Genomic DNA, 13,831 nt, shown 5'->3' with positions numbered 1-13,831 from the left:
GCCGTTCCTGTGTATTGCACAGGGCCGGTCTTTATTTGTGTATAGGGAAGTATGCTTGTCCTTCATTATGCGAACGGGAACGCCCGGCAACCCTGTAACTTACAAACTTGCAAACGGCTCCGCAGTCCAGGTAAAGGCCTTTGTAGCTGTTAGCTTGTTGCACTGTTCAAACACCGGGCTGCTGCAGCTTGCGGATCAATCCGGCTAGCAGAGGGAGGCCAAGCTCAAGCTCGGCAGGCGAGGCGTAGACATAGGACAGCCGCAGATGGCGGTTGTCACCACGGTCATACAGATCGCCGGTGTTCAGCAGCAGCCCTGCTTTATGGGCCGTGCGGAACAGCGTCCGCAGCGGTACCGGCTTGTCCAGGGACAGCCAGATGTAGAAGCCGCCCGCCGGAACGTTCCATGCAGCCAGTCCGGTAAAATGGCGCTGTAGCAGATCTAGCACGGCATCGCGCCGTTTCCGAAGCCGTGCCCGCAGGTGCTGGAGATGCTCCTCGTGATAGCCGCCTTCCAGCCACCGGGCGGCGGCCAGCTGTGATAATGAGCTGGCGCCATAATCGGTCTGCATCTTAATGTCGGCCAGCCGCCGCACGACGGGCTCCGGGCCAACAATCCAGCCGATGCGCAGCCCGGGGCTGGCTGCTTTGGAGAGGGTGCCGAGATGCAGTACTCTGCCTTCGCGGTCCAGTGCTTTTAGCGGTGGAGGCGGGGGTGTATCGAGCCAGAGCTCCTGATAGGCTCCGTCCTCCAGGATCGGGAGGCCAAGCTGGCCCGTTACCTCCATGAGTTCCTGCCTCCGCTTCGCGTTCATCAGAACCCCTGTTGGATTATGAAAAGACGGGATGCTGTACAGCATAGCTGCCTTGGACCGACGGGCTTCCCGGGCCAGCCCGTCCATTTGCAGCCCCTGCTCATCCATAGGCAGGCCGCTGAACTTCACGCCAGCGGATTGGAAGGCATGGATGGAATAGAGATAGGATGGCTTCTCCAGCAGTATGGTGGACCCGCGCGGCAAAAGGCCAACCGCAATCAGCTGCAGCCCCTGAAGTGCTCCGGAAGTAATCAGAATGGAGTCGGGATCAGCTTGTATGCCGTTCTTCGCCAGCTCGCGGCTAACCGCACTCCGCAGTCCGGGGCTGCCAAGGGGCTCCTCATAGGAGAGGGGAGGCAGGGTCTGCCGGGAGAGCTCGGCCAGCACACGGGTCATGGCCGAGCCGGGCAGCAGCTCCGGTGCCGGCTCTCCGGTGCCAAGGCGGATCAGCCCCTGCTCATATTCCAGGCGGTTGATGTCCTGTACCGTAGGCAGATTAGGGTAGTGTACGCCCTCTTCAACGTATGCATTCCAGCTTCCGGCAGACGGCACTGGCAATAGATCTGTTCTTGCCGGATCAGGAGATGAGACCGCTTCGTCTGCGGCTGCCTGTACTTCAGCCACCCGGGTCCCGCCGCCCCGCCTGCCCTCAATCAGCCCCAGCGCTGACAGCTGGCCCAGTGCGGTTACCACCGTGCTGCGGTTCACACCAAACTGGCGGCACAGCTCGCGCTGAGGGGCTAGCCGCATGCCGGGCGGCCAGGCCCCGCTGCTGATTTTATCCATGAGATAATTGGAGATCTGCCTGTGCATTGGCAGGGGGGATGACGGGTCAGGTGTCCATCGCTTGCCGGGGCTTTGTTCCGTGCAATGTTTTTCTGTCACAAGCCCAGCTCCTTTTGGAGAGTTATATACACAAGCTGTTTCGGAAGTGTTCTTTTATTTGCAGTATACCACCTTTGTCCTGCTCTCCTTAGTTTGGTTGGGTAGCATTTGGAGGATTTGGCTGGTTACGTATCCCGTTCATACAGGGTACTATCAGGAATGCGGTGGAACCCAAATCATAATCCGCAGCAGACTGGGAGGAACAGAGTAATGTGGGAAGCAGTAGTACATGGAATCATATTGGCCTTCGGGCTTATTTTGCCGCTGGGCGTACAGAATATATTTGTGTTTAACCAAGGAGCGCTTCAGTCCCGGTTCCGCAGAGCCTTGCCTGTGGTTCTTACGGCAGCCGTATGCGACACACTGCTGATTGCTGCTGCCGTTGGCGGGATTTCGCTCATTTTGCTGTCTGTGGAGTGGGTGACGCCAATCGTGTACGGTGCGGGAATTCTATTTCTATGCATCATGGGCTGGAAAATCTGGAACGCAGCTCCGGCGGAGGGAGAGGCCCGAATGCTGTCCCTGAAAGGCCAAGTGGCCTACGCCCTCTCGGTGTCTTTGCTGAACCCGCATGCTCTGCTGGATACAGTGGGTGTCATCGGTACAAATTCGCTGCAATATACCGGCGCTGAACGCTGGGCTTTTGCAGCCGCCACAGCCGGCGTCTCCTGGATATGGTTCCTGAGCCTGGCGGCAGCCGGCCGGTTGCTGAGCAGAACTGATTCCTCAAGCAGGATGATCCGGCTGCTGAATACCACTTCAGCTCTGCTAATTTGGGGTATTGCGGTATACATGGGAGTACAGTTATGGAGATCATTTTGACATGCTAATCCTTGTTTCATTGGGAAATGGCAACTGGATTGCCTTAATATTAAGATATTTAGTTTTGTTCACTTTTTATACTAATCTAGTCTATTGACCGGTGGAATATTATCACATAGTATTACAGATATCAAAGAAAAATCCTATTTTCTGGAATTTGAAAGGCGGTGTTTCCTTGGAGGCTACAGCCACGATTCGAGATCAGCTAGCGAGTTATTTATCTGAACAAGGCATGTCTATTAATCAGTTTGCAGACAGATCCGGCATTAATTCCGGAACACTGAGCCGGATTGTCAAAGGGCATCAGCCTATCGCAATGAGTCACCTGGAGCTGATTACCAAAGGGATAGGGGAGGTGGAGGATCGCTTTTTTAGCCTGTATGTGGATGAATGCTTCTATCATTCGGCACCCACCTGGCGGCGGCTACGGCCGTTCATGATCCGGTGTGCAGAGCTTGGACGCATGGATTGCATTGAACGAATGGTCCAGATTCTGCTCGATAATCTCAGCAATGTGCCAACGTTATTCGACGTAGCCGAGGGACTGTTTGAGCATGGTCAGTGGAAGGCGGCAGCAATCTTGTACGAGAATGTGAGCGCCAGCGAGAAATACCAGTATTCCGAACGCCTGGCGGCTTGCCAGTATCGTTTGTTCCGAATCGCGCTTGGGGATGACCAGAGTGAGAATCTGCGTGCGGCGACGCTGTTCGAACCTTATGTTCCCAGACTGGATGAGGCGGATCAGCTAGATGGATTGAAGCACTTAATGAATGTATATTATTCACTGCATCAGTGGCATAAGGTGGAGGAATTGGCTCAGGAGTTACTCCGGCTTGCTACGATTCGATATGATCTTTATTGCTGTTCGGGACAGGAAAGAAATAACGAAAAAACACCTGAAAAACCGCTATACCTTTATATTTTATACGCTCATCTTATGCGTTCAAATGTATTCGAAGAATGTGGGGATTACAATTCTGCGCTGAGCCTTGTCCCTGTTTATACAGATGGCAGTTGGATACAGGAAGACAATGAGGAAGTAAAGCGAACCATAACTCAATTCCAGGAGTGGGGAAGGGCCAATTCATATTTGTATCGTTTGATGGCGGGGGAATCGGAAGTTCTAGCTGATTATGTTGAATATATTTCCACTCGGACAGGCGAGATATTTATGGCTGTTTGTAACATTATTAAATCGGCGAATCGGTATAATTGGAATGTCGATCACATTCTGGAACGTTTTTCTGCATGGATGACTTATTCAATTCTTTATACAGAGTTTGGTGAATATAACCGACAAATTATGGAAGATCAATATGCCAGGTTCCTTGCTGAATTAGCGGCCTATTACTTACGAAATAAACGAAAAGACGGTATTCGCTTCATACTACAGAGCTTGGAATATTCCACCAGAACCAATAACGAGGGTACTGTGCTCAATTGTGTAGATTTATTTGAACAGTATCGCTATTTCGCAGAAGATTCAGAGAAGGAGCAATACAAACTTCTGATAAGAGAGGTTAGGAATTTATATGATAAAAAAAATACTAATCCTGCTTGCCACGTGTAGCTTAGCTGTTTTGATCATTTTACCAAATGGAACTGTTGTATCTGTACCTGAAGGCAATATTCAAACGTTAGTCCAAACCACGGGACATGGCGCTGGTGGAGTTTGAATATTTGGGATTCTAAATAATGGATATCAGATAATCTAAGGCCGTTTGATTAAGTTTGATTACCTGTTCATATTCCTCAAGATCCGATAAGCCAGTTGGGTTCCCTTTGCCTATTTATTTAAAAATTCACTATGACGTCCTGCTACCCGGGGGCGTTTCTTTATGTATAACCCTGCTAAATCCTTTACCACGGAAATTAAATAAGGCACTGCAACTATAATAAACAACTATAATTTTACATAAATAACTAAAATATTGCATAAGGAGGCGGAAATCGTCATGAGTAATACTGAATTCATTAGAATTCGTATGGAGCGGGCAAGGCGTAAGCTTCATCCGATGCATATGCAGTATGGTGGTTTTAGCCACCCGGAGATACCTCGGCAATCAGCAGAACTGGACAAACTCCTGAACAATTACAGCAATATCCACATTAAGCAGAGACGGCGGCAGGTCTGAATAGAATGTATAAAGATAAATATGATTAAAAATCTGAAGAAGGTGGTATTGCCTTGGAGCATACAGCGACAATACGTGATAAGATATGGGCTTATTTATCAGACCAGAGGCTGACAATTAATAAATTTGCTGTACTCAGCGGTATTCATTCCGGGACACTTAGCCGGATTTTGAAAGGTCAGCAGGCTATGGCCATGAGCCATTTGGAACGGATCACCCGGAGTATGGGGCTGGAGGAAGACTATTTTTACAGTAAGTATGTGGATGAGTGCCTATATGATTCTGCACCGAATTGGCGGCGGCTTCGGCCGTTTATTTTGCGTTCTGCTGAGCTTGGACGTCTGGATTGCATCGAACGTTTGGTTCAGAGCCTGCTCGATAATCTTATGTATGGACCTCTGCTCTTTGATCTGGCGGAAGAGTTATTTCAGCAAGGTAAGCAACAGGCGGCGAGGATCTTATACGAAAATGTAGGGGATAGCGAGAAGTATCAGCACTCCGAACGGCTGGCGCTTTGTCAATACCGTCTCTTCGAGATGTCCTTGGGCGATGATCCGCAAAAGAATCTGCTAGCAGCTACTCTATTTGAGAGCTATGTGACTCGACTGAGTGAGGCGCATCAATTGGATGCGTTAAGACAGTTAATACATGTATATTATTCATTGCATGACTGGCCAAAGGCAGATGAACTGGCACAGGAAATGCACCGACTTGCAACTATTCAATATAATCTTCGCAGCCGGTCAGACCATAGGTATACCAATGACGAAATCTTGGAAAGACCTTTATATTATTATATTCTATACGCACAACTTATGCGTTCTTGTGCATTCGAGGAGCTTGGAGACTACAAGGCTGCGCTTGAGTTTGTGCCACTCTATACAGATGGCAGCTGGATACAGGAAGAAGGGGAGGAAGCCAACCGAATTATAGCCCAGTTCCATGAGTGGGGAACGGCAAATACTTATTTGATTCGCTTAATGGATGGACAGCAGGATGTACTAGATGAGTATGTGAATTTTGTTTCGACAAGGGAGAATGAGATTTTTACAGCCTTGTTTAAAATTGTGGAGACGGCCAATCGCTATCAGTGGGATGTGGACCACATCCTGAAGCGTTTTTCTGCTTACATACCTTACCGAAGATACGCCAAACGTAATAAGCAAATCAACGATGATCATCATACCCGTTTCTGCAGCGAACTGGCAACCTATTATCTGGCCCGCAGGCGGTACAAAGGCAATGAAATCTCAATGCGCAGCGTGGATCTTTCCGCCAAAATCGACAACGGGCGTAATGTCATCAAAGGCACGTTATCGGTGGATTTTGAGATTAATATATAGGGTGGTGTTCCGAATTCAATGTTCCATCCGTCCCACTCAGTGTTTGGAAGATATACAGAACTGATAGTAGTAGATTCTGCATTGCTATTGTCTACAAACTGATCTTTATAGCCTTGAATTTGCTTAATTGTACTGATCCTAAACTCATTCTATTTTAAGTGGTTTATAAATAGTGGTCTCTCTCTCTTTACAAACCGTATGAAAAGGAACTCCTTAGTTGTAATACGATGGATCGTCAACTAGACCGAACACAATAAACGGCAGAACTGTCCTGAAGCGGATAGTTCTGCCGTTTATTGTGTTATGGCCGCTACCCGCCGATTTGCGACATGCGTCTCGTGGTTGGGGTATGGCTTTGCGTTTTACGCTCCAGGGCGAGCGCCATTTCGTGGTTATGCGGCTTGTTGCCCAATGCCTGGCGGAATAAAGCCTGTACGGCTGCAGGATCACCGGTCAGAGGGCGTACATTGTACTCATCTGCCCAGTAGAGACAGGCCTTAATGTGTCCGTCTGCCGTAAGGCGCAGCCGGTTGCAATTGTCGCAGAAATGCTCGCTTACCGGATGGATCAGCCCGAAGGTCCCGCGCGCACCGACCACCCGCCGGTTCTGGGAGGGGCCATTGCCTGAGGGCATGTCCGCTTCTTCAGTAGCCCAGCCTGCTTCATTGCAGGCTTCAATTACCGTTTCCAGCGGCAGATACGTCTGACGCCAGGCATCGCTGGCGCTGCCGATGGGCATATATTCGATGAACCGTACATTCAGCGGGCTGTTCAGGGTCAGCGAGATAAAGTCTTTGATCTCATCATCATTGATGCCTTTCATCAGCACCACATTGAGCTTAATCGGGGAGAGTCCTGCCGCCTCTGCGGCTTCAATCCCTTTCAGCACCTTGGCGACTTCTCCGCCGCGTGTAATCATGGCGAAGCGGTCCTGCTGCAGTGAATCCAGGCTAATGTTCACACGTGACAAGCCCGATTGCTTGAGCAGCGCGGCTTTGGCGGGAAGCATCAGGCCGTTGGTCGTAAGGGATATATCTTCAATGCCCGGGATGGAGGCAATCATGGAGACCAGCTGATCCAGATCCTTGCGGACCAGAGGTTCGCCCCCGGTTAGCCGGACCTTGCGTAACCCCAGAGGGGCCAGCGCTTCCACCACAGCGGTAATTTCTTCGTAACTCATAATCTCGTCCTGGGGCTGGAATTGCATTCCTTCCGCAGGCATACAATAAATGCAGCGCAGGTTGCAGCGGTCTGTAACCGAAATGCGCATATAATCATGCAATCGTCCAAAAGGGTCCGTCAACGGTTCCATAGGGTGCTCCCTTCAGCGTCGAATTTTAAAAGATAAGAATTTATGCGCCTCGCGCAAACCATTATCCTTATCTTTCTCGCTGAAACGGGTGACGTCCTTGTAAGGACGGCGAAGCCGTTTCTACTTGGTTTAAATTTTAAGGAATGTTAGCGTCCACGTCAATGCGCCATGGCTGTGGCATGTATCGACAATGAAAGTGGAAGAGGGTGACGCCAGTTGTATATGAATAGAAACAGACAACCTATATAATATGTGACGAAACCCGAATGGCAAAGCCCAATTTTGACAGAAATGCGACAATTTAAGGGAATGGTCATAGAATGCTCACCGAAAGCGCTTCCTGATTCCGATATAATCTAGGTGCAGAAGTATTATTCGTTTACATTCACTCACTTTTTGCGAAGAACACAGCCAGGAGACCGGATAACGCGCGCCTTACATGCAATAGGCGATAAGCGCCCGGCAAACCAATAGGGAGGATTTGCAAAATGACTATAACCACTGTTCCATCGCTTGTCGTGCCGGAGGCATTCACTCGTTGGCTGGAAAGCCGGGGATTAATATATCAACTTTTAGTGGACTTTTATGGACGAAAGCCCAGTCTGTCTCTGGTCGCCCAGTGGAGCCGCAATCGCCAGATCAGTGTCGCAGCCGAGATGACGGAAGGCGGACGGGAGCTCAAACGCTACCTTTGCAGCCAGGAGCCTTCAGCGCTGCCACAGATTTGTGAGCGGGAGAACCGTGAATACATGCGCTTGATGAATGAACGTGCGGCCAGTACTATTGTGGCGCGCGAAGCAGCAGAGCTTGGCCGTGAGGAAGAATTCTGCAACGTGCTATCCGATGTGTATGCGTCGGCGGGAATTGTATTCAAGAAATGCGGCGGTGAAGCCGATGATCATATCTCCATTGAGTTGGAATTCATGGCCGTGCTGCATGAGCGTATGCTGTACAACAGCTTCTCGATCCGCAGTGCCATGGACCTGCTGGAGATCCAGGAACAGTTCCTGGAGGAGCATCTGCTGAAATGGACGCCGCAGTTCTGCGAGCGCCTGAATGCGGCAACAGATAGCCCGCTCTATCTTGGCCTCAGCCATATGTTGGAGGAATTCCTGCCGCAGGACCTGCAAATGCTGCGGGCCTGGAAAGCTTCGCTCGAGAGTTCCGCATCGGCGATGGCCTAAAAGGAGTATATACAGACAGAAATAAGACCGTCCTCAGTCAGGGCGGTCTATTTTTATTAGATAAGCATTAATAAACTTTCGGGGTGAGAGCAGGACTATCACTCTATTTTTGTTTTTGGTAAGGTAGAGTTATATTGTGGATGCACCAGCGGGTGGGAGGACAGGCCATGAACAAAGAAGAACAGGTCTTAACGGGTTTCAGGGACTTATTTAATAAGATGGTTTGGCTTAATAAGGATAAGATGGAAGACAGTCTTAAGGGCCATAAGTCTTCGGAGGTACATTGCATCGAATACATCGAAAGAAATACAGATTCCAACGTGACCAAACTTGCGGAGTCCTTGTATATGACTAGAGGTGCCATAAGTAAAATCACGAAGAAGCTCATAAAAAAGGGCCTTGTTGAAAGCTACCAGAAACCTGATAACAATAAAGAAATCTACTTTAGACTTACGGAACAGGGAAAAGAAATTAACAAAATCCATGAGGAACTGCACCAAGAGTTTCGAGAGCGGGATAAAGCTGTATTTGAGCAAGTAACTGAGGAGCAATTTGACAGTATGCTTATTTTCGTGGAAAGGTATAACAGGCACCTGGATGCAGAAATAAAAAAACTGGGTGCAGATACGAGGCCGGAATAAATTTGAATACTGAAAATCAAACCACAGGCAGCCGGGTTCTATGGAGAACGGGCTGCATTTTTATGGTTATTTTATTGTTGACTAGGAAACAAAAATATATTACGATAAATTTGTTTCCTAGGAAATAAAACGATAGCTTTTGAGGGGAGAACTTAAGTGTCCAAATTCAGATCACACAATGAACAGAAAACGGAACAAACCGTAGATAAACACGCATTAATATTCGGCCTTATATCTGTTTTTCTTTGTGGAATAGGCTTTAGTATCATAGCACCTGTCGTCCCATTCTTAGTACAGCCCTATACAAGCAATCCAGGAGAACAAGCTATAGTTGTTACGCTGCTGACCTCTGTTTATGCACTCTGCGTATTTTTTGCTGCTCCCGTACTAGGAGCCTTGAGCGATAAATATGGCCGTCGTCCGTTGCTCTTGATTTGCCTTTTAGGTTCCGCAGTCGGGTACTTGGTTTTCGGCATAGGAGGAGCTCTATGGGTACTGTTTGCCGGACGCATAATTGAAGGTGTAACCGGCGGCAGCATAGGTACGATCTTCGCCTATTTTGCTGACATCATTCCTCCGGAGCAAAGAACCAAATACTTTGGGTGGGTCAGTGCGGTTGTAGGGGTAGGCACCGTTATTGGCCCAACTCTGGGCGGGTTACTTGCCAAGTTTGGTTATTCTATACCTATGTACTTTGGAGCCGTAATCACTTTATTGAAAGTTACTTATGGATTCTTCTTTATGCCTGAGAGCCTTGGCAAGAATAACAGATTGAAAGTGATTACCTTGGTAAGATTGAATCCATTTATTCAGCTTGCAAGCATACTTTCCATGAAGAACTTAAGCAGGCTGCTTATCTCAGCATTCTTGCTCTGGATTCCGAACGGATCTTTACAGGCCGTTTTTTCACAATTTACATTGGATACTTTCAGTTGGAAGCCTGCACTAATCGGCCTTATGTTCTCAATCATGGGCTTCCAGGATATCATTTCCCAAGGTCTCATCATGCCAAAGCTTTTGAAAAAGTTCAGTGATGAACAGATAGCCATTCTTGGAATGGTCTCGGAGATGATCGGCTACAGTCTGTTTGCGTTATCTGCTTTGTTCTCGTTCTATCCTCTTTTTATCGCCGGAATGTTTATATTTGGTTTTGGCGATTCAGTCTTCGGGCCTTCTTTCAATGGGATGCTCTCCAAATCTGCCGATTCGAGCGAACAAGGAAGGATTCAAGGAGGGAGCCAGTCTATTCAGGCTCTGGCAAGAATGATCGGGCCTATCATCGGAGGTCAAATCTATGTGTCACTTGGCCATGCCGCGCCTGCTTTTATGGGTGTGATCCTTATAGCAGCGGCAATACCCGTTTTATATAAGAGAACGCAAATCAAAGTGTAGCCTATCCATAAAAGAGCACGGCGCCTTCCCATAAGGAAAGACGCCGTGCTCTTCGGAGATTAAGCCTTATTCATATACCTTTTTGCTGCGGAATTTCATCAGGAATTCATACACGACCGGCACAACGACCAGTGTCAGCAGGGTGGAGCTGACAAGACCGCCGATAACCGTTACACCGAGACCCTTGGAGATGATGCCGGCGCTGTTTTCGAGGCCGGATACGAGCGGCAGCAGTGCGCCGATGGTCGCCAGTGCGGTCATCAGAATCGGACGCAGGCGTGTAGCTCCGGCTTCAAGCAAGGCTTGACGCGTGGACAACCCTTCTTTTTCCTTGTGGATTACACGGTCGATCAAGACAATCGCATTGGTGACGACGATCCCGATGAGCATCAGTGCGCCCATAAGGGCAGAGACGTTCAGCGTTTCCCCCGCCAGCAGCAGGGCAACCAGTGCACCGATAATCGTGAATGGCAGGGAGAACAGAATTGCGAACGGTGCCAGACCGCCGCCAAACGTAACCACAAGCACGAAGTACACAATGGCAACAGCGGCTGCCATGGCAATGCCGAGTTGTCCGAATGTATCATTAATCTGCTCGGTTACACCGCCGAAGGTGACGGTTACGCCATCCGGCAGATCGAGGGCATCGATTTTTTCCTTGACGCTGTTCGAAGCGCTGTTCACATCATTCGCAATAATCTCAGCGGTAACATCCACCTTCATTTTACCGTCTTCCCGGGTAATGGAGTCCGGCGAAGTGCCGTTCTCAATCTTGGCAACCTCACCAATGGGCACCGTAATACCGAGCGGGGAAGTTAGTGTAGCGTCTTCCATTTCCTGAATGCTAGTATACGTATCTTTGTCGGTTTCAATGTAGACATTGTAGTTTTTGCCGTCCATTGCTACCTCTGTCAGTACAGGGCGGGTACCGGCAGGACTAAGCTTCATAGCAATTTGTCCGGCGGTTAGGCCGAGCGAACTGAGTTTGGCCTGATCCGCGACGATGGTGTACTGATCATAGGCTTCAGAGAGACTGGTCTCCCCGTCCTTGAAGTTGTTGGTGTCGGCCTTCACGATACCGGCAATTTCGTCGGCTACCGGCTTAAGCTGATCCAGACTGTCGCCAAAAATGTTCACGGTCAGCGTACTGCCGCCAAGACCACCGCCGGACATGCCGGACAAATCGCCCCAGACACCATTCGGTACTTCTTTGGTCAGACCTTTAATCAGGTTTTCTTTTACCGTATCGAAATCAGGAGTGTCGCTGTCAAAGGTAACGTAGAAGAGACCCGAATTCCCGGAGCCGCCCATCCCGAACGGGCTGCTGCCTCCGATGGAATATTGCATTTTATCCAGATGCTCTTTATCCATATACTTTTGAGCCAGTATATATTTTTCGGCCTTCAGGCCTTGCTCCTTGACGTCTTCCAGCGTTTGTCCTGCTTTTGGAGAGAAGGTAAGCGTAACGTTCTTCTCTTCCTGGGAAGGCAGGAAGCTGACACCGATAGGTTTAATCAGGAACACGCTGCCTATTAGCAGAAGCACAGCAACGCCGAAGGTGATCAGCTTATGGGATAGCGACCAATTCAGAATCTTCTGATAGCCGGCAGCCATTCTGTCAGGCTTCTCGCTATGGCTTTTCTTGCCTTTCTTCAGGCCGTTGCGGAACAGCGTATGCGCCAGTGCGGGCACCAGGGTAATGGCAACTACAAGTGAAGCGAGCAGAGCGAATACCATCGTGAGGGCAAACGGCAGGAACAGCTCGCCCACCATACCGCTGACAAAAGCGAGCGGCAGGAATACAGCAATAGTTACGATGGTGGAGGACATAATCGGGACGAACATTTCACGTGTCGCCGCGCTTATTAGCTCACGGCCGCGCAGTTTCTCCCCGGACAGGGTCAGCCGCCGGAAGATATTCTCTATGACGACGATTGAGTCATCGACGACACGCCCTATGGCAACCGTCATCGCTCCAAGTGTCATCATATTCAGCGTGATGTCCATCTGACGCAGGCAGAGAATCGCAATCAGCAGGGATAATGGGATAGAGATGATGGAAATAATCGTCGAGCGGATATTCCGCAGGAACAACAGGATAATCAGTACGGCGAACAGAGCACCAAAGGCAGCCTTGGACAACATCGTATTTACGGAATCCTCAATCGGCTTTCCTTGATCCAGCAGGACGGTGAGATTCATCGACTTGAACTGCTTCTTCAGTTGTTCCGTTTTATCCTTAACGCCGTTGACCACGTCTACCGTGTTGGCGTCATTGGCTTTTACAATCTGAATCCCGATGGATTCCTTGCCGTTCGTGCGGGAGATGGACTCGGATTTGCCGACAACTTCAATAGATGCCAGTTCTCCCAGCTTGACTGTGGGCAGTCCGGTCATAGCCGCACCGGGAGCAGGAGCGGCACCAGTACCTGCTGCGGCACCAGCTGCACTAGCACCTGGAGCTGCACCTGCACCAGACGGTACCACTGGAATACTCAGGTTTTTCAGATCTTCAACGGTAGTGACATTTCCGTCTACTACTACTGCTTTTTGCGAATGCTCCATGGTGAAAAGTCCAAGAGGCACACGCAGGGAAGAGCCTTGGACAATTCCCTTGATCGTCTCTTCAGTCAGCCCGTATTGCTTCAGCTTATCCTGGTTGAACTTAAGGGTAACTTCCTTCACATATTGTCCGGCAATCTGAACGGAGGCGACGCCTTCGATATCTTCCAGAGCAGGGCGGATATCGTTCTCCGCGATGCGGGTCAGTCCTTCCAGATTCTCAGAGCTGTTGTCGGACAAGCTAAGTGAAATGACCGGCAGGGAGCTTAGGCTGAACCGGGAGATTTGCGGCTTTTGCACATTCTCCGGCAAGGTGACTTCGTTCAGCGCCTCCCGGACAGCTGCCGTAGCGTTATCCAGATTCGTTCCATAATCAAATTCAATGGTGATGCTGGAGGCATTTTCGAGCGAGTTCGAGGTTAGTGTCTTCACGCCGTCCACATTGCGGAGCTTCTGCTCCAGCGGTTTGCTGACATCGTTCACCACGCCCTCTGGGGCAGCCCCCGGGTATATCGTTGTAATGCTGAGATAAGGGATGCTGATGTTAGGCAATGTCTCCTGTTTCATGGTCAGACCGCTGTAGAGACCGGCGAACACAATGATAATCGTCAGAAGCCAAATAGCGAATTTGTTTCTGAGCGAGAAATTAATTAAGCTCTTCATAAGTTGCGTTTCTGCTCCTCTCGGGCCTTCCTTAGGGAAAACCTCAATATAAATGTGAGACTGTTACTCCTATACATC

The 13,831-nt window shown here is 49.4% G+C and carries 10 protein-coding genes; 7 read left to right on the top strand and 3 right to left on the bottom strand.

The genetic code is table 11. From position 1 onward, the window contains the following. Window positions 1-166 precede the first annotated feature (166 nt). Window positions 167-1,627, bottom strand: a complete 1,461-nt coding sequence (locus A3844_RS15665; protein WP_074107871.1) for an aminotransferase-like domain-containing protein — start codon at window positions 1,625-1,627, stop codon at window positions 167-169. A gap of 282 nt (window positions 1,628-1,909) precedes the next feature. Here A3844_RS15665 and A3844_RS15660 point away from each other — a divergent pair, with 282 nt between their 5' ends. The 4 genes from A3844_RS15660 to A3844_RS15645 all read left to right on the top strand — a co-directional run bounded on the left by A3844_RS15660 (window position 1,910) and on the right by A3844_RS15645 (window position 5,999). After that, on the top strand, window positions 1,910-2,521 hold the full coding sequence (locus A3844_RS15660; protein WP_074101968.1) for a LysE/ArgO family amino acid transporter: 612 nt from the start codon (window positions 1,910-1,912) through the stop codon (window positions 2,519-2,521). 175 nt (window positions 2,522-2,696) lie between these two features. After that, the gene (locus tag A3844_RS15655; protein WP_244169784.1) at window positions 2,697-4,091 is read left to right on the top strand and encodes a helix-turn-helix domain-containing protein; all 1,395 of its coding nucleotides are present in this window, start codon (window positions 2,697-2,699) and stop codon (window positions 4,089-4,091) included. A 385-nt stretch (window positions 4,092-4,476) separates the two neighbouring features. Next, the gene (locus A3844_RS15650) at window positions 4,477-4,656 is read left to right on the top strand and encodes an aspartyl-phosphate phosphatase Spo0E family protein (protein ID WP_074101967.1); all 180 of its coding nucleotides are present in this window, start codon (window positions 4,477-4,479) and stop codon (window positions 4,654-4,656) included. A gap of 53 nt (window positions 4,657-4,709) precedes the next feature. Continuing rightward, window positions 4,710-5,999 (top strand): helix-turn-helix domain-containing protein, encoded by a 1,290-nt coding sequence (locus A3844_RS15645; protein WP_074101966.1) that lies wholly within the window; start codon window positions 4,710-4,712, stop codon window positions 5,997-5,999. A 310-nt stretch (window positions 6,000-6,309) separates the two neighbouring features. Here A3844_RS15645 and moaA read toward each other — a convergent pair whose 3' ends face one another. After that, a complete protein-coding gene (gene moaA / locus A3844_RS15640) occupies window positions 6,310-7,311 on the bottom strand; it encodes a GTP 3',8-cyclase MoaA (RefSeq protein ID WP_074101965.1) in 1,002 nt (333 codons plus the stop codon). Window positions 7,312-7,799: 488 nt separating this feature from the next. Here moaA and A3844_RS15635 point away from each other — a divergent pair, with 488 nt between their 5' ends. The 3 genes from A3844_RS15635 (at window position 7,800) to A3844_RS15625 (ending at window position 10,528) form a co-directional block, all read left to right on the top strand. Next, window positions 7,800-8,495, top strand: coding sequence for a TorD/DmsD family molecular chaperone (locus A3844_RS15635; RefSeq protein WP_074087346.1), 696 nt, complete (start codon window positions 7,800-7,802; stop codon window positions 8,493-8,495). 167 nt (window positions 8,496-8,662) lie between these two features. Continuing rightward, complete coding sequence (locus A3844_RS15630) at window positions 8,663-9,136, top strand: MarR family transcriptional regulator (RefSeq protein ID WP_074087345.1); 474 nt, start codon at window positions 8,663-8,665, stop codon at window positions 9,134-9,136. Window positions 9,137-9,292: 156 nt separating this feature from the next. Further along, window positions 9,293-10,528 (top strand): MFS transporter, encoded by a 1,236-nt coding sequence (locus tag A3844_RS15625; protein WP_074107855.1) that lies wholly within the window; start codon window positions 9,293-9,295, stop codon window positions 10,526-10,528. 66 nt (window positions 10,529-10,594) lie between these two features. Here A3844_RS15625 and A3844_RS15620 read toward each other — a convergent pair whose 3' ends face one another. Beyond that, the gene (locus A3844_RS15620) at window positions 10,595-13,753 is read right to left on the bottom strand and encodes an efflux RND transporter permease subunit (RefSeq protein ID WP_074107854.1); all 3,159 of its coding nucleotides are present in this window, start codon (window positions 13,751-13,753) and stop codon (window positions 10,595-10,597) included. Window positions 13,754-13,831: the final 78 nt, after the last annotated feature.

It is taken from the genome of Paenibacillus helianthi (assembly GCF_001909055.1).
Classification (GTDB): Bacteria; Bacillota; Bacilli; order Paenibacillales; family Paenibacillaceae; genus Paenibacillus_AQ; species Paenibacillus_AQ helianthi.
Note: the sequence above shows the minus strand (reverse complement) of the source record. Positions and strands in the feature narration are given on the sequence as shown.